A 16,164-nucleotide genomic window follows, 5' to 3' on the forward strand; every position below is an offset into this window, starting at 1 on the left:
GGCCGGGTCGCCTACCTCCGAGATCGATCAGACCTCCCGCGGCCGTCACCCGGAGTGCGTCATGGGCAGCGTCGCCCTGACGTAGCCCTTGTCCTTGTCGACCACGTTCCGCAACGGACGGCCCTCCTTCCTGCGTCCGAGGTTGTCCAGGAACAGGTCGGCCAGGTCGGCGCGCCAGCCGGTGACCTCGCCCGCGGTGTGAGGGGAGACGATCACGCCGGGCAGGTCCCACAAGGGTGAGGCGGCGGGCAGCGGCTCCTGGGCGAAGACGTCCAGGGCCGCCCCGGCGAGCCGGCCGTCGGCGAGGTGACGGGCCAGCGCCTCCTCGTCGACGAGGGCGCCCCGGCCGATGTTGACCAGCCGGGCGCCGGGCTTCATCGCGGCGAGGACGGAGGCGTCGACCATGAGGCGGGTGGCCTGGGTGAGCGGGGCGGCGAGGACGACGTAGTCGGCGTCGGCCAGTGCGGTGCGCAGGCCCGCGCCGTCGCCCGCATGCACCGTGCCGAAGTCCGGGTCGTCCGCGCGTGCGGTGCGCCCGGCGCCGGTCACGCGCATGCCGACGGCGCGCAGCATGCGGGCGATGGCCCGTCCGATCGGCCCGGTCCCCCAGACCAACGCGCCGCGTCCGCCGATGCGTTCGCTGTCACGCGGCCGCCACTCACGGCGCCGCTGGTGTTCCCAGGTGCCGGGGAAGTCCTTGGCGAGGGCGAGGATCAGGCCGAGGACGTACTCGGCGATGGCCTGGTCGTAGACGCCGCGCGAGTTGGTCAACATGACGTTCGGGTTGCCGACCAGCGCGGGGAAGAGCTGTGAGTCCACTCCGGCGGCGGCCACATGGACCCAGCCGGGAGCCAGAGCGGGATCCTCGGGCCAGGCCGCCGCGACCGCCAGGGTGATCGAATGCCAGCAGAACAGGACGTCGGCGCCGGGCAGGAGGAGCGGCAGTTCCTCCTCGGTGGCATACACCGTGTCCGCGAGACGTTCGATGGCCCCGGCGTTCGGCGGCAGGATGCCCCGGTGCAGGACGACGAGCCGGTCAGCCACGGGCGTCCACCACGGGGATCGCGAGGTACTTGTACTCCAGGAACTCGTCGATGCCGACGCGCCCGCCCTCCCGCCCGAGCCCGGACTGCTTGACGCCGCCGAAGGGCGCCGCCGGGTTGGAGACCAGCCCGGTGTTGATACCGACCATGCCGGTCTCCAGCCGCTCCCCCACTCGCAGCGCACGATCGAGATCCTGGGTGAACAGATAGCCGACCAGACCCCATTCGGTGTCGTTGGCGGCCCGAACGACCTGCTCCTCGTCGTCGAACGTGAGGATCGCGGCGACCGGCCCGAAGATCTCGGCCTGCATCAGCTCCGAGTCCGCCCGAACCTCGGTGATCACGGTCGGCGGGTAGAAGTGCCCCGGCCCGTCCGGCACTTCGCCCCCGGTGATCACCTTGGCGCCGCGCGTCACGGCGTCCTGGACGAGTCCGTCGGCCTTGGACCGCCCCGCCGCATCGATCAACGGGCCCACCTGCGAGCCGGGGTCGGTACCGGGCCCGACCCTGAGCGCCGCCATCCGCTCGGCAAGCCGCACGGCGAACGCGTCCGCGACCGACCGGTGGACGAAGAAGCGGTTGGCGGCGGTGCACGCCTCCCCCATGTTCCGCATCTTCGCGACCATCGCGCCCTCCACCGCCCGATCGAGGTCGGCGTCCTCGAACACGATGAACGGCGCGTTGCCACCCAACTCCATCGACGTCCGTACGACCGTGTCGGCGCACTGGGCGAGCAACAACCGCCCCACCTGGGTGGAGCCGGTGAAGGACAGCTTGCGCACGCCTCCGCCGCGCAGCAGGGGTTCGACCACTGCGGCGGCGTCCGTGGTGGTCACGACGTTGAGCACGCCGTCCGGGAGTCCGGCCTCGGTGAGGATGCCGGCGAGGGCGAGACTGGAGAGCGGGGTCTGCGGGGCGGGCTTGAGGACCATGGTGCAGCCGGCCGCGATCGCCGGGCCGATCTTGCGGGTGCCCATGGCGAGCGGGAAGTTCCAGGGCGTGATCAGCAGACAGGGGCCGACGGGCTGGCGCATGACCAGGACACGGTTGGCACCGTCGGGTGTGCGGGTGAGCCCGCCGTCGATGCGTACGGCCTCCTCGGAGAACCAACGGAAGAACTCGGCCGCGTACCCGACCTCGCCGCGGGCCTCCGCGAGCGGCTTGCCCATCTCCAGGGTCATGAGGAGAGCGAGGTCCTCACGCCGGTCGAGGATGATCTCGTAGGCGCGGCGCAGGATTTCGCTGCGTGCGCGCGGGGCGGTCGCCGCCCAGGCCTCCTGCGCCGCCACCGCCGCGTCGAGGGCGCGTCGCCCGTCGGCGGGCGAGGCGTCGGCGACCTCGCACAGCCGTTGCCCGGTCGCGGGATCGTCCACGGGGAAGCGGGCGCCCTCGGTGGCGTCCTGCCAACTCCCTTCGATGAACAGCTGCTTGGGGACGGAGTCGATGACCTTCGTCATGAGGAGGTGCCTCCGGGCGGGTTCGGGTCGAGCAGTTGGGCCAGGTGCCGGGCCTGCGGGCCGTCGGGGCCGGTGAGGTGGGCCGCCTGGGTACGGCAGCTGAAGCCGTCGGCGAGGACGGTGTCGGTCGCTTCGAGGGCGGCGAGTTTCGGAGCGAGGGAGAGACCGGCGACGATCATCGAGGTGGCGTAGTGCTCCGCCTCGAAGCCGAAGTTGCCGGCCAGTCCGCAGCAGCCGCCCGCCTCGTCGACGTGGTCGACGCCCAGGCGGCGCAGCAGCGCGGACTGGGTCGTCTCACCGAAGACGGCGTACTCGTGGCAGTGGGTCTGGAGGGTGACGCGCTCGGGTACGACAGCCGGTTTCCAGTCGGCGTCGGCGAGTTCGGCCAGAGCCGAGGCGAAGGTACGGACGCGGGCGGCGACCCGGCGCGCTGCCTCCGTGCCCAGCAGCGCGGGGGCGTCATGGCGGAGTGCGGCGGCACAGCTCGGCTCGGGGACGACGATCGGCAACTCGCCCTCGGCGTCGAGGTGTTCGACGGTACGGGTCAACACGCGCCGCGCTGTGCCGAGTTGGCCGGTGGTGAGCCACGTCAGCCCGCAGCACAGTCCGCTGCGCACCGTCGCGGGGAGCCCGGCGTCGGCGAGGACGCGGGCCGCCGCTCCGGCGACCTCGGGCCGGAAGGCGCGGGTGAAGGAGTCGACGAGCAGGACGGCGGCGGGGTGTTCGGGCTGCGGAGGCAGCTGTCCGCGCAGGGCCCGGCGCGGGGCGAAGGCCGGGATGGAGCGCTCGGTGCTGACTCCGCCGAGCCGCGCGACGAGCCGCCCCAGGGGTCCGCCGAGTACGGCGTTGACAGGCCTGGCGGCCCAGCGGGCAAGCGCCGACCACCAGGGCAGCCAGCCCAGGCTGTAGTGACTGCGCGGACGCAGCCGGCGCCGGTAATGCCGGTGCAGGAACTCCGACTTGTACGTCGCCATGTCGACGCCGACCGGGCAGTCGGCGGCGCAGGCCTTGCAGGACAGGCACAGGTCGAGGGCGTCACGTACGTCCGTTGAGCGACTGCCGTCGGCGATCACGGTGTCGGGGCCGCCGCGCAGCATCTCCTGGAGCAGCCGGGCCCGGCCCCGCGTGGAGTCGCGTTCGTCGTGCGTCGCACGGTAGCTCGGGCACATGGATCCGCCGACGTCACTGCGGCACCGGCCCACTCCGATGCACCGGCCGGCCGCCTCGGCCAGTCCGCCTGGATCCTCCGGGAAGGTGAAGCCCGTGGCAGCCGCCCGCGAGGTGATCGGATACAGCGCCAGGTCCGCGTCCACGGCCGCCGGATCGACGATCACGCCCGGGTTGAGGAGGCCGTCGGGGTCGTAGAGCCGCTTGTAGGCGGCGAACGCAGCGCGCATCCGGGGGCTGTACATGGTGGCGAGGAGTGCGCTGCGGGCACGTCCGTCGCCGTGTTCGCCGGAGAGAGTCCCGCCGTGTGCGACGACCAGGGCGGCGGCCTCCTCCAGGAATGTCCGCATGGCCGCGGCGCCCTCCTCGGTCGCCGGATCGAAGTCGATACGGACGTGGACGCAGCCCGCCCCGAAGTGCCCGTACAGCACACCGGTGAAGTCGTGCTTGGCGAGCAGGGCGCGGAAGTCGCCCAGATAGTCGGCGAGTCGGTGCGGGTCGACGGCTGCGTCCTCCCAACCCGGCCAGGACGTACCGCCGTCGACGAGACGGGCGGCGAGCCCGGCACCGTCCTCACGCACCCGCCACAGCGAACGTCGCTCGGCAGGGTCCTCGACGACCCTCCCCGCCACCATCCGCTCCCCCGCACGGAGTTCACCGAGCAGCTCGGCCGCTCGCCGGTCGGCGTCAGCCTGGTCGGCGCCGTCGAGTTCGACGTACAGCCAGGCGGCGCCCTCGGGAAGACCGGTGACGGCCCCCGGCCCGCGCCGGTGTCGCAGGGTCGCGACGATGGCCTCGTCCATGCCCTCCACGGCGGTGGGCCGGTGGAGCAGGATCGCGGGGACGTCCCGGGCGGCGTCCACCACGTCCCGGTAGCCGAGCGCGAGCAGCGTCGTGGCCTCGGGCACCGGGTGCAGCCGAACGGTGGCGCGGGTGACGACCGCGCAGGTGCCCTCGGTGCCGACCAGGGCTCGGGCGGCATGACGGCCGTGCTCGGGCAGCAGGTGATGGAGCTGGTAGCCGGAGACCTGGCGGGGGATGCGGCCGAGTTCGGTGCGCAGGGCGGCGAGGTTGTCGTCGACGAGGCGGGTGAGGGCGGTGTCGAGTGCGGCGATCTCCGGGGCGTCCCCGGACAGGCCCCCGACCCCGGCCACTGCCCGGACACCGCCGGCCGTGACGATCTCCAGCTCCTCGACGTGCTCGACCGTACGGCCGTAGCGCACCGAGTGGTTCCCGCAGGCGTCGTTGCCGATCATCCCGCCGAGGGTGCAGCGGCTGTGCGAGGAGGGGTCGGGGCCGAAGAACAGGCCATGGGGCGCGGCGGCGCGCTGGAGGTCGTCGAGGACGACGCCGGGTTCGACGACAGCGGTGCGGGTGGCGGGTTCGATGGAGATCACCTGGTTGAGGTGACGGGAGAAGTCGAGGACCAGGCCGGGTCCGACGGCGTTGCCGGCCATGCTGGTGCCCGCCCCGCGTGCGGTGAGCGGGATGCGCAACTCACGGCAGGCCCGTACGACCGCGACCACGTCCTCGGCGGACCGCGGAAAGGCGACGGCGAGCGGCGGCACCCGGTAGTTGGAGGCGTCGTACGCGTACTGGGCGCGCCGACCGTCGCCGAAGTCGACCTCAAGTCCCGGCGCGGTACGCGCCAGCACGTCGACCAGGGAGCGCGCGTCGCTCATCCGGCCGTGCCCACCGCGACCGCCGCCGACCACGCACGCAGCCCCTCGTCGATCGCGGCCGCGTCGACGATCAGCGGCGGGATCATGCGCACCGCATTCCCCCACGGGCCGCAGGGCAGCAGGAGCAGCCCCTCCTCGACAGCGGCCTTCATCACCCGGGACGCGGCCCCGGGGTCGGGCTCACCGCTCTCGGTCACGAACTCGCTCGCCAGCATCAGCCCCAGCCCGCGCACATCACCGATCGCGGGGGTCTTCGCGGCGACCTCGTCGAGGCCCGCACGCAGCCGGGCCCCCATGGCGGCCGCGTTGGCGACCAGGCCCTCCTCCTCGACAACGTCGAGGGTGGCGAGGGCCGCGGCGCAGGCGACGGCGTTGCCGCCGTAGGTGCCGCCCTGCGAGCCGGGCCGGGCCTTGTGCATCAGCTCGGTGGACGCGGCGATCCCGGACAGGGGGAAGCCGCTGGCCAGGCCCTTGGCGGTGATGAGGATGTCGGGGCGGACGTCGAAGTGCTCGTGGCCCCAGAAGCGGCCGGTGCGGCCGACACCGGTCTGGATCTCGTCGAGGATCAGCAGGATGCCGTGCCGGTCGGCGCGCTCGCGCAGCCCTTGCAGGAAGGCGGCGTCGGCGGGGACGTAACCGCCTTCACCGAGAACCGGCTCGACGATGATCGCCGCGGTGTCCTCGGGATCGGAGACGGTCTGGAGCAGGTGGTCGAACTCGCGCAGCGCGAACCGGGTCGCCGTTTCCTGGTCCCAGCCGTAGTGGAAGGCGTGCGGGAAAGGCGTGATGACGACGCCGCCCATCAGCGGGGCGAACCCGGTGCGCATCTTGGTGCCCGAGGTGGTCATCGAGGCGGCGGCGACCGTACGGCCGTGGAAACCGCCATGGCACACGACGATGTTGGGCCGCCCGGTGGCCTGGCGGGCGAGCCGCAGCGCGGCCTCGACCGCCTCGCTGCCGGAGTTGGCGAAGAACAGGCTGTCGAGCCCCTCCGGCAGGACCGTGCCGAGCCGCTCGACCAGGCGTTGCAGCGGCCGGTGCATGACCGTCGTGTACTGGCCGTGGATCAGTGTGGCGACCTGCTCCTGCGCGGCGGCGACCACCTTGGGGTGGCAGTGACCGGTGCTGGTGACACCGATGCCCGCCGTGAAGTCCAGATAGCGGCGGCCGTCCGTGCCGTAGAGGTGGACGCCCTCTCCGCGTTCGGCGACGACGGGTGTGGCCTGGCGCAGATGCTCGGACAGTTGGCTCATACGGCGGCTCTCCCACGGCGTGAGAAGGGTGCGGGGGACACCTATCACCCTGTGGGCTGTGGGGTGGGAACGTCAACGAACAGACTGTCCACTCGGCGTTCTCCGGCGGAACACCGTGCTCATTGACGGTGGCCGTGAGCTGAACCAGGGTGATGGCCAACCCCGGACCGCCTCACCGCTCACACCCCACACCTCGGTGACCTGTCGGTCTCTCCGGCGTACAGCGGCGTACGCATTCGAATGCTTGACGCATGACCTCCTCCGTTCCGCGTCCCCCCAGGAGCCTCAAGCATGTCCCTGACCTCATCCACCACCGGTGGGGCCGCGTCGCTCGACGACGCGCCCGTCAGTCCCTTCCACCGCCGGATCATGGCCGTCGCCATGGGCGGCCCGTTCTGCGACGGCTATCTCCTCGGCGTGATGGGCGTCGCCCTCGGCCTCATCACCCCGGCCCTCGCCCTGGACACCCTCTGGACCGGCCTCATCGCCGCGTCCGTCCTGGTCGGCGTGTTCATCGGCGGCGCGGTCTTCGGACCGGTCACCGACCGGGCGGGCCGCCATCTGATGTATGTCCTCAACCTGGCCGCCTTCGTGGTCTTCTCGGCGCTGCAGTTCTTCGTCACCGAGGCCTGGCAGCTGATGGTGCTGCGGCTGCTGATCGGCATCGCGATCGGCGCCGACTACCCCATCGCGTCCGCCCTCACCACCGAGCTGGTGCCCCGCAGGCTGCGCGGCCCGGCGCTGTCCGGCCTGGTGCTGGCCTGGTGGGTCGGGTACGGCGTGAGCTACTGGGTGGGCTGGGCGCTGACCGGCCTCGGCGACGACTCCTGGCGCTGGATGCTGGCCTCCGGCGCGATACCGGCGCTGGTCTTCCTCGTCTTCCGGGCCGGTATCCCCGAGTCGCCGCGCTGGCTGGCCTCGCGCGGCCGGATCGACGAGGCGAAGGCCGTCGTACGCAAGCACCTCGGCCACGACATCGACACCGACGAACTCCTCTCCGAAACCCGGCAGGAGCAGCGCGGCGGCTCCGGCCTCGGCAATCTCGTCGAGATCTTCAAACGCGGCTACACGGTCCCGGTCGTCTTCTGTTCCGTCTTCTGGATCTGCCAGGTCGCACCCGCCTTCGCGGTCCGCTCCTTCCAGCCGCAGATGCTGTCCGCGTTCGGGGTGGAGAGCACGTACGGCGCCAGCGCGCTGATCACCACGATCGCGGTGGCCGGCATCGCGCTCGGCCTGGTGGTCGTCAACCGGATCGGCCGCCGCTCGCTGCTGATCAGCACGTTCATCTGCATCAACGTCTCACTGATTGCGCTGGCCGTGCTGCCGGTGCACTGGGCGTTCTTCGTGGTCGCCCTGTTCGCCGCCTTCCAGTTCTTCGAAGCGGCGGGCAGCGGCCTGCAGTTCGTCTACCCGAGCGAGCTGTTCCCGACCGACCTGCGCGCCACGGGCGTCGGCATCGCCACCGCGATGAGCCGCGTCGGGTCCGCCACCTCCACCTTCCTGCTCCCGATCGCCGCCGACGACCTCGGCGTGCGCGGCACCCTCGGCATCGCGGTCGTGATCACCCTGATCGGACTCGCCGTGTCGTACTTCCTCGCCCCCGAGACCAAGGACCTGGGCCTGGCCGAGGCCAGCAGCCGTTCCTGAGCCCCTTTTGAACACCCCTCCCCCACCTAGGAGTTCACTCCATGCGCAAGGTCGTCAGCTTCGACTGCTACCGCACCCTCATCAACTTCGACACCCGAGCCGCCACCCACGAGATCGTCAAGGACCGGCTCGCCGAGTTCGGCGTCGACGCGGACCGGTTCCACCACGACGCGTACGTCATGCGCTTCCAGGGCGTCGTCGACGAGTACCGCCCCTACCGCGATGTCGTCCGCCGCACCCTGCGCAACGTCATGCTGCTGCACGGCCTGGAGTACCGGGACGAGGACGGCGACGCGCTGATCGAGGCCATCAAGGAGTTCAAGCCGTTCCGCGAGGTCCCGGACGCGCTGCGCCGTCTGAAGAGCGAGTACGACATCGCCATCCTGTCCAACAGCGAGGACGACCTCATCCAGTACGCGGTCGACGAGTTGGGCGTGGAGTGGGACTACGTCCTGACCGCCGAGCAGGCCGGCGCCTACAAGCCGCTCCCGCAGGCCTTCGAGTACCTGATGAAGGCGACGGGCCGCGGCCCCGAGGACATCATCCACACCGCCCAGGGCTGGGAGTACGACATCATGCCGACCAAGCGGTACGAGGGCATGCGGCGGATCTGGGTGAACCGGTACGGCTTCCCGGGCTCGGCCGCCTACCAGCCGTACGAGGAGATCAAGGACCTCTCCGGGCTGCCCCCACTGCTCGGCGTCTGAACCCGGCCCATATGAAAGGACGTTGAAAGGACACTCCGTGAGCACCCGCACGTTCGGCCACTCCACCCCGGCCAATGGCCGGATCTCCCACTGGTTCGCCGAACTCCCCACCCCCCGCCCGGCGTTGCCCGGCGACCGCGACGCCGACGTGTGCATCGTGGGTGCCGGTCTGACCGGCCTGTGGACCGCGTACTACCTGAAACTGGCCGACCCCTCGCTGCGCATCACCGTCCTGGAGGCCGAGTTCGCCGGCTTCGGCGCCTCCGGCCGCAACGGCGGCTGGGCGTCCGGGCTCGTCCCCGGCAACCGCGACCGGCTCGCGCAGCAGTACGGCCGCGAAGCCGTGCTCGACTACCAACGCGCCATGAACGAGTCCGTCGACGAGATCATCGCCGTCGCCGCACGCGAGGACATCGACGCCCACATCGTCAAGGGCGGCACCCTGCGCGTGGCCCGCACACCGGCGCAGGCCACGCGGCTGCGGCACAAGACCGAGGCCGACCACGAGTGGGGAGTCACGGACGCCGTGATGCTCACACCCGAGGAGGCCGCGGACCGCATCCGCATCGCCGACGTGACGGCGGCGGCCTGGACTCCGCACTGCGCGCGACTACAGCCCGCCGCCCTGGTCCAGGGCCTGGCTGAGACGGTCGTACGACTCGGCGTGACCCTCTACGAGAAGTCCCCGGTGACGGTCATCGAACCGGGTCGGGCGGTCACCCCGCACGGCACCGTCACGGCACCGGTCGTACTGCGCGCAACCGAGGGCTTCACCTCGTCACTCAAGGGGCTGCGGCGGACCTGGCTGCCGATGAACAGCTCGATGATCGTCACCGAGCCGCTGCCGAAGGAGGTGTGGGAGGAGATCGGCTGGGCGGGTCGGGAGACGCTCGGCGACACCGCGCACGGGCACCTGTACGCCCAGCGCACGCCGGACGACCGGATCGCGATCGGCGGGCGCGGAGTGCCGTACCGCTTCGGCTCACGCACCGACACCGACGGACGCGTCGATGACCGTACGATCGCGCAGCTCACCGAAACCCTGTACGCGGCGCTCCCGCAGACCACCGGCGCCCGCGTCGAGCACGCCTGGTGCGGAGTGCTCGCGGTCCCCCGCGACTGGTCGGCGACGGTGGGCCTGGACCGCGCCACCGGCCTCGGCTGGGCCGGCGGCTACGTCGGCCACGGCGTGACCTCGACCAACCTCGCCGCGAGAACGCTGACCGACCTGGTGCTGGGCCGTGAGTCCCGACTGACCCGGTTGCCGTGGACGGGGCATCGCCCCGGCACCTGGGAGCCGGAACCGTTCCGGTGGTTGGGGGTGCGCGGGCTGTACGTGGCCTACCGACTGGCGGACCGCCATGAGGCGGGCGACCGGCTGCGGACGTCACCGATAGCAACCATCGCGGATCTCATCGCACGGCGACCATGACGCCCCGCGCCGGACCGACGCGCCCCTGAGCTGCTTGCGCGTCCCTCGCACCACCCCTCAGAGTGGTCCGGAACCACGTGCCGGACCACTCGGCACCACGTCTCCCGGGAGACCGCGCCATGCCGTTCCTCACGGTCGCCGACGTACTGCGACTGCCCGTCATCGCGGCCGGCCTCCCCCGGGTGGCGGCCGGTGAGGAGCAGCTGGACCGAACCGTCCGGTGGGTCCATGTCACCGAACTGCTCGACCCCGCCTCCTTCCTGGAGGGGGGCGAGCTGGTGCTGACGACCGGTATGCCGCACCCGTCGGATCCCACCCAACTACGGGGGTACGTCGACCAGTTGGCCGACGTCGGCGTAGCGGGCCTGGTCGTGGAGCTGGGCCGCCGGTACCAGCAGGCGCCCGGGGAACTGGTCAGCGCCTGCCGGGAGCGCGACCTGCCCCTGATCATGCTGACGCGCGGGGTGCGCTTCATCGAGGTCACCCAGACCGTGCACGCACTGATCCTGGACGCGCAGGGCGAGTTGCTGCGGCGCGCTCAGCAGGTGCAGGAACTGTTCACCTCGCTCACCCTGCGCGGTGCGGAAGCCGAGGAACTCGTACAGACCGCCGCGGACCTCGCCGCATGCCCGGTGGTGCTGGAGAACCTGATCCACCACGCGCTGATCTGCGCACACGCCGGCCGCACGGACGGGCAGGTCCTGGAGGCCTGGCCGCGCCGCTCGCGCACCGCGGAGACGCCGGACCGGGCGGCGGTCAGCGGGCCCGAGGGCTGGCTGGTCGCGGGTGTCGAGGAGCGGGGCAGCCGGTGGGGGCGGCTGATCATGCTGCCCCTGGCGTCCGGGCCGCCCTTCGGCCCGGAGCACACGATGATCCTGGAGCAGGCTGCCACCGCCCTGACCCTGGCCCGGCTCACCGGCCGCCCCGCATGGGACCGGCGTGCCCACAGCTCCGTCCTGCTCGATCTGCTGCACTGGCGCTATCGCAGCCGCACGGAGGCGCGGCTGCGGGCCGAGGCCCTCGGACTCCCCACCACGGGCCATCGCCTCCTCCCGGTCGTCGTCGACCACCCGAAGGCAGCGCACGGCGGCACGTCGGTGACCGATCACCTTGCCAAGGAACTGCACACCGCGGGCGTCAAGGCACTGGTCGGGGACCTCTCCGAGCGGCGTACCGGGCTGCTGATGGCCCTGGCCCGAGCGAGCGCGTGGCAGCCCGTCGTCGAGCGACTCGCCCGCGATCTGCGCGCCGTGGCCGGGCAGGACGTCGTCGTGGCGGTCGGCCCCTCGGTCACCGAACTGGGCGAGGTCACCCGGTCGTTCCGCGAGGCCGAGCAGGTCGCCGACGCCATCGGCCCCGCGTCACGGGGCCGCCCGTTCCATGTCACCTCCGACGTCGGCCTGCCGGAACTGCTCTACTCCCTGCGCGACGACGTCCGCGTCCAGAAATACGTGGAACAACATCTCGGCCGCCTCGTCCAGCACGACGCGCGCCACGGCAGCGACCTTCTCAGCACCCTGCACGCCTACCTCGACGCCGCCGGCAACAAGTCGATCGCCGCCAAACACGTGGGCCTGTCCCGCCAGGCCTTCTACCAGCGCCTGCACACCATCGAACGACTCTTGGCCACAGACCTGGAGTCCGGCGCCCAGCGCACCCAGCTCCATGTGGCGGTGACGGCACTTGAGGCGCTGCACGGCCGGGATGCGGCAGAGGTGCTCGACAAGTCTCCGCTTTGATCTTCGACGGGGTGGGAGCGGTATCGGCTGTGCCGCCGGCACCACGCCATCGCCCGCGTCAGGCGTCCAGCGCTGCCAGCACCACGGACCTGGCCTCCTCCTGGACCCGGCGCAGATGGTCCGGGCCGAGAAAGGACTCCCCGTAGATCTTGTAGACGTCCTCGGTGCCCGAAGGCCGGGCGGCGAACCAGGCGTTGGCGGTCGACACCTTGATACCGCCGAGGGCGGCGCCGTTGCCGGGTGCCTCGGTGAGCACCGTGGTGACGGGCTCGCCGGCGAGGGTGTCGGCGGTGACCTGGCGCGGGGACAGCTTGGCGAGCAACGCCTTCTCCTCACGGGAGGCCGGTGCGTCGACGCGCGCGTAGGCGGGGGCGCCGAAGCGCTCGGCGAGCCGGGCGTAGTGCTGCGAGGGGGTCTTGCCCGTCACAGCCGTGATCTCGGAGGCGAGCAGGGCCAGGATGATGCCGTCCTTGTCGGTGGTCCACACCGAGCCGTCGCGCCGCAGGAAGGACGCGCCGGCCGACTCCTCGCCGCCGAAGCCGAGCGTGCCGTCGGACAGGCCGTCCACGAACCACTTGAATCCGACGGGGACTTCGACCAGCGGCCGGCCGACGTCCGCCGCGACCCGGTCGATCATGCTGGACGACACCAGGGTCTTGCCGATCCCGGCGCCCACGGGCCACTGCTCCCGGTGGGAGAACAGGTACGAAATCGCCACGGCCAGATAGTGATTGGGGTTCATCAGCCCCGCGTCCGGCGTGACGATGCCGTGCCGGTCGGCGTCGGCGTCGTTGCCGGTGGCGATGTCGAAGCGGTCGCGCTGCTCGATGAGCGAGGCCATGGCGTACGGCGAGGAACAGTCCATGCGGATCTTGCCGTCCCAGTCGAGCGTCATGAAACGCCAGGTGGGGTCGGCGAGCGGGTTGACCACCGTCAGGTCCAGCCCGTGCTGTTCGGCGATCCGGCCCCAGTAGGCGACCGAGGCACCGCCCAGCGGATCGGCGCCGATGCGCACGCCGGCGGCCCGGATCGCCTCCAGGTCCAGCACGTTCGGCAGGTCGGCCACGTAGGTGCCGAGGAAGTCGTAGCGGCCGGTGCCGGGTGCGGTCAGCGCGCGGCTGTACGGGATGCGCCGTACGTCCTTCAGACCGCCGGCGATGATCTCGTTGGCCCGGTCCTGGATCCAGGAGGTGGCCTCGGAACCGGCCGGGCCGCCGCTCGGCGGGTTGTACTTGAAGCCGCCGTCGGCGGGCGGGTTGTGCGAGGGGGTGACCACCACACCGTCGGCGAGCCCCGAGGTGCGCTGACGGTTGTGGGTGAGGATGGCGTGCGACACCGCCGGGGTGGGCGTGTATCCGTCGGCCTCGTCGATGAGGACGGTCACCTCGTTGGCCGCGAACACCTCCAGCGCCGTGATCCGCGCGGGCTCGGACAGGGCGTGGGTGTCGGCGCCGAGAAAGAGAGGGCCGTCGGTGCCCTGCCCCGCGCGGTACTCGCAGATCGCCTGGCTGGTGGCGGCAATGTGGTCCTCGTTGAACGCCGCCACGAGGGACGAACCGCGATGCCCCGAGGTGCCGAACGCCACCCGCTGCCCCGGCTCGGCCGGGTCCGGGTGCAGCGCGTAGTACGCCGTGACCAGGCGGGCCACATCGATCAGGTCCTCGGGCCCGGCGACCTGCCCCGCTCGCGCGTCCTGCATGTGCCCGCTCCTCCACAAGGGTCGACCATTCAGTACGGCCCTCATTCTTCCCTGCCCGGCCCGCCGCTGCGCACTCAGCTGCGGTCGAGTTCCGCTGCGCCTACCTGACACGATTCCGGGGTGACGTCGCTCCACGTTTCTGGATGCTGCCCACCGGTCAGGATGGTCCCGGAGAAACGTCGTCATCGCAGATCGGAAGGCACTTCTTCGTTTCCGGAGAAACTGTCCACAGGTGTCAGGTCGGTGGCTGCGAGCGCAGGTCGCGGCTCGCTCGGTGCCAGCCGCCGGAGCAGCAACGGGGTCATCCGCCGATAGGCCGCGGGATTGACCGCGCCCAGCCAGTGCGAGGCCCGGACCGTGGCACCGATGTTCAGACCGAGGTCGCCGAGCACCTCGTCGACGTTGTGCATCGAGAACGGGATGATCTTGGTGCCGCGGCAGTGATGCGTGTCCGTGGCCTCGTCCATGAACGCCAACTGCTCGACGACGGCCCGACGCATGGCCTCGGGGTCGGGCAGCGCCACCGCCTCCGCGAGGTCGGCCGCGATCCACAGGGCCGCCATCTCGGCGTTGAGCGGACTGAAGAACGAGGAGTTGTAGCCGTTGAAGTAGAGCCCGGGAACGCCGAGGGGCAGGATCTGCCGGTAGAGCATGAAGTTCCCACGCTCGTCGAGCAGTTGACGCCGGGTCTCCTCGGGCAGGAACGGCACGCCCTGGGTGAAGCCGGTGGCGCAGAGCACCAGGTCGGCGCGGAGCGTGCTGCCGTCGCTCAGCTCGGCCGCGGGACCGCCAGGCCCGCCGAGAAGCCGCGTGATGGTCCGGTCGCGGTGGACGGTGATGCTCCCGTCCGCGACGCCCTCGAAGAAGCCCTCGCTCGCCAGCCCGATGGCTCCGCGAACGATGTCCTCCATGTGGCCGGCCGGAACCAGGCCGAGCTTCGCGAGGCCGAACTGCCGTACCGAGACCGATCCGATGGAGTTGATCATCCGGCGGCGCAGGCCGTTGCCCGGGCCGTGCAGGAACTTCTCGACACCGCGCAGTCGCAGGTAGCGGAAGAGTCCTTCGCCGAGCCGGGTGAGCAGCAGCAGCTTGAAGTTGAGGAACCCGGCGATCTTGCGCGGTACCTTCCACAGCAGCTGACGGGCGATCACATCGGTGCCGGCGGCGACGCCGCTGATCGCCGCCGCGACGTCGCAGGCCGACTTGCCGTACCCGACGACGAGTACGTGCTTGTCGCGGGCCTCTTCGGCGTCGTGGAACTCGGTGGCCGCGCGCAGCCGCCCGCCCGCCGCGGTGAACTCCTCAAGGCCCGGATACGCCGGGACCAGGGGTTCGCAGAACACTCCGTTGGCGATGACGAGTCGGTCGAACTCCTCGACGGCCTCCGCTCCCCCGGCGTCGCGGGTCTCGACCGTCCAGCGGCCGTCGCCGACCGGGCGTGCCGCCGTCACCTCGGTGTTCAGGCGCAGGGCGGATTCGAGGCCGAACTCGGCGGCGTACGCGGCGAGATAGGCCTGCACCTGGGCACCACTGGGCCATTCCGGGTAGCTCTTGGGCATGGGGAAGTCCGAGAGCGAGTACTGGGCCTTCGGGCTCTGCGTCGTCACGCCCGGGTAGCGCCTGGTCCGGCTCCACACACCGCCGACGTCCGGGGACTTGTCGAAGACCCGCACCTCGTGGCCGGCCTGGGTCAGCACTTTCGCGGTGGCGAGACCGGCGAAGCCGGCTCCTATGATCGCGAGCCTCATGGCTGGGCGACCTCGGGCGGCAGCTGCAGCTCGATGCCGAAGTCCTCCATGATCTTCTTCATCAGCGAGATGTCCTTGGGGCCGGGCGGCATGTCCGCCAGCGCCTGGTAGTAGCGCTCGAGCCCGGCGGGCGAGACCACGGAGATCACCCGCGACTCCTGCTCGTACGGGTTACGGAAGGCGTGCACCACGTCCCGCGGCAGGAACAGGTAGTCGCCGTGTTCCAGGACGAAGTCCTCGCCGCCGAGGTGGACGTCGAGGCGCCCGGCCAGGCAGATGAAGGACTCGTCCTCGCGGGTGTGCACGTGCGGGGGCGGCCCGTCGGTCCGCGGGGGGATCGTGTACTCGAACAGCGAGTACGCGTCACGGGTCGACTCGCCGTCGGCCTTCTTCGTGATGCCGAGCCCGATCGCCGCGATCGCCTGTCCCTCGCGCGAGGGCAGCATGTAGCCGCCGCCTAGAGTCATCGTCGTCTCCTTGAGGTCGCCGCACCGGCCAGCCGTCGGTGTATCAGCGCTCACAGCGTGCGGGCCGCCCGGCCCGACCGGCAATCAGGAGTCCCACTCAGCGGGACTCCCTTCTGGCCCGCG

Annotated in this window: 11 protein-coding genes; 4 read left to right on the top strand and 7 right to left on the bottom strand. The window is 71.3% G+C overall.

Annotated elements, in window-relative coordinates; translation table 11 throughout:
- Positions 1-45: 45 nt before the first annotated feature.
- The 4 genes from ACIHFB_RS25545 to ACIHFB_RS25560 are packed head-to-tail and all read right to left on the bottom strand — an operon-like array spanning position 46 to position 6,602.
- On the bottom strand, positions 46-1,044 hold the full coding sequence (locus ACIHFB_RS25545) for a D-2-hydroxyacid dehydrogenase (protein WP_400128012.1): 999 nt from the start codon (positions 1,042-1,044) through the stop codon (positions 46-48).
- Complete coding sequence (locus tag ACIHFB_RS25550) at positions 1,037-2,500, bottom strand: NAD-dependent succinate-semialdehyde dehydrogenase (RefSeq protein WP_400128013.1); 1,464 nt, start codon at positions 2,498-2,500, stop codon at positions 1,037-1,039. The genes ACIHFB_RS25545 and ACIHFB_RS25550 overlap by 8 nt, the downstream gene beginning before the upstream one ends.
- A complete protein-coding gene (locus tag ACIHFB_RS25555) occupies positions 2,497-5,349 on the bottom strand; it encodes an FAD-binding and (Fe-S)-binding domain-containing protein (RefSeq protein WP_400128014.1) in 2,853 nt (950 codons plus the stop codon). Before ACIHFB_RS25555 ends, ACIHFB_RS25550 begins: the two co-directional genes overlap by 4 nt.
- Positions 5,346-6,602, bottom strand: a complete 1,257-nt coding sequence (locus ACIHFB_RS25560; protein WP_365281863.1) for an aminotransferase class III-fold pyridoxal phosphate-dependent enzyme — start codon at positions 6,600-6,602, stop codon at positions 5,346-5,348. The genes ACIHFB_RS25555 and ACIHFB_RS25560 overlap by 4 nt, the downstream gene beginning before the upstream one ends.
- A gap of 291 nt (positions 6,603-6,893) precedes the next feature.
- Between ACIHFB_RS25560 and ACIHFB_RS25565 the strand changes: the two genes are divergently transcribed.
- The 4 genes from ACIHFB_RS25565 to ACIHFB_RS25580 all read left to right on the top strand — a co-directional run bounded on the left by ACIHFB_RS25565 (position 6,894) and on the right by ACIHFB_RS25580 (position 12,127).
- Positions 6,894-8,249, top strand: a complete 1,356-nt coding sequence (locus tag ACIHFB_RS25565; protein WP_400128015.1) for an MFS transporter — start codon at positions 6,894-6,896, stop codon at positions 8,247-8,249.
- Positions 8,250-8,290: 41 nt separating this feature from the next.
- On the top strand, positions 8,291-8,956 hold the full coding sequence (locus ACIHFB_RS25570; RefSeq protein WP_365281865.1) for an HAD-IA family hydrolase: 666 nt from the start codon (positions 8,291-8,293) through the stop codon (positions 8,954-8,956).
- Positions 8,957-8,993: 37 nt separating this feature from the next.
- The gene (locus ACIHFB_RS25575; RefSeq protein WP_365281866.1) at positions 8,994-10,388 is read left to right on the top strand and encodes an FAD-dependent oxidoreductase; all 1,395 of its coding nucleotides are present in this window, start codon (positions 8,994-8,996) and stop codon (positions 10,386-10,388) included.
- 119 nt (positions 10,389-10,507) lie between these two features.
- Positions 10,508-12,127, top strand: a complete 1,620-nt coding sequence (locus tag ACIHFB_RS25580; RefSeq protein ID WP_365281867.1) for a PucR family transcriptional regulator ligand-binding domain-containing protein — start codon at positions 10,508-10,510, stop codon at positions 12,125-12,127.
- A gap of 58 nt (positions 12,128-12,185) precedes the next feature.
- On the opposite strand, the gene pgm is transcribed toward ACIHFB_RS25580, so the two are convergent.
- The 3 genes from pgm to ACIHFB_RS25595 form a co-directional block, all read right to left on the bottom strand.
- Positions 12,186-13,826, bottom strand: coding sequence for a phosphoglucomutase (alpha-D-glucose-1,6-bisphosphate-dependent) (gene pgm / locus ACIHFB_RS25585; RefSeq protein WP_365281868.1), 1,641 nt, complete (start codon positions 13,824-13,826; stop codon positions 12,186-12,188).
- A 182-nt stretch (positions 13,827-14,008) separates the two neighbouring features.
- Entirely contained in the window at positions 14,009-15,574 is a 1,566-nt protein-coding gene (locus tag ACIHFB_RS25590) for a flavin-containing monooxygenase (RefSeq protein ID WP_400128016.1), read from the bottom strand.
- Positions 15,571-16,041 carry a cupin domain-containing protein gene (locus tag ACIHFB_RS25595; RefSeq protein WP_365281870.1) on the bottom strand — a complete coding sequence of 157 codons (471 nt, stop codon included), beginning with the start codon at positions 16,039-16,041 and terminating at the stop codon, positions 15,571-15,573. The genes ACIHFB_RS25590 and ACIHFB_RS25595 overlap by 4 nt, the downstream gene beginning before the upstream one ends.
- Positions 16,042-16,164: the final 123 nt, after the last annotated feature.

The sequence above is a fragment of the Streptomyces sp. NPDC051963 genome (genome assembly GCF_044593495.1).
Taxonomy (GTDB): Bacteria; Actinomycetota; Actinomycetes; order Streptomycetales; family Streptomycetaceae; genus Streptomyces.

Bases quoted from the DNA above. Each gene is read 5' to 3' on its own strand.
- ACIHFB_RS25550 (WP_400128013.1), bottom strand. From the start codon at position 2,500: ATGACGAAGGTCATCGACTCCGTCCCCAAGCAGCTGTTCATCGAAGGG.
- ACIHFB_RS25555 (WP_400128014.1), bottom strand. From the start codon at position 5,349: ATGAGCGACGCGCGCTCCCTGGTCGACGTGCTGGCGCGTACCGCGCCG.
- ACIHFB_RS25560 (WP_365281863.1), bottom strand. From the start codon at position 6,602: ATGAGCCAACTGTCCGAGCATCTGCGCCAGGCCACACCCGTCGTCGCC.
- ACIHFB_RS25565 (WP_400128015.1), top strand. From the start codon at position 6,894: ATGTCCCTGACCTCATCCACCACCGGTGGGGCCGCGTCGCTCGACGAC.
- ACIHFB_RS25570 (WP_365281865.1), top strand. From the start codon at position 8,291: ATGCGCAAGGTCGTCAGCTTCGACTGCTACCGCACCCTCATCAACTTC.
- ACIHFB_RS25580 (WP_365281867.1), top strand. From the start codon at position 10,508: ATGCCGTTCCTCACGGTCGCCGACGTACTGCGACTGCCCGTCATCGCG.
- pgm (WP_365281868.1), bottom strand. From the start codon at position 13,826: ATGCAGGACGCGCGAGCGGGGCAGGTCGCCGGGCCCGAGGACCTGATC.
- ACIHFB_RS25590 (WP_400128016.1), bottom strand. From the start codon at position 15,574: ATGAGGCTCGCGATCATAGGAGCCGGCTTCGCCGGTCTCGCCACCGCG.
- ACIHFB_RS25595 (WP_365281870.1), bottom strand. From the start codon at position 16,041: ATGACTCTAGGCGGCGGCTACATGCTGCCCTCGCGCGAGGGACAGGCG.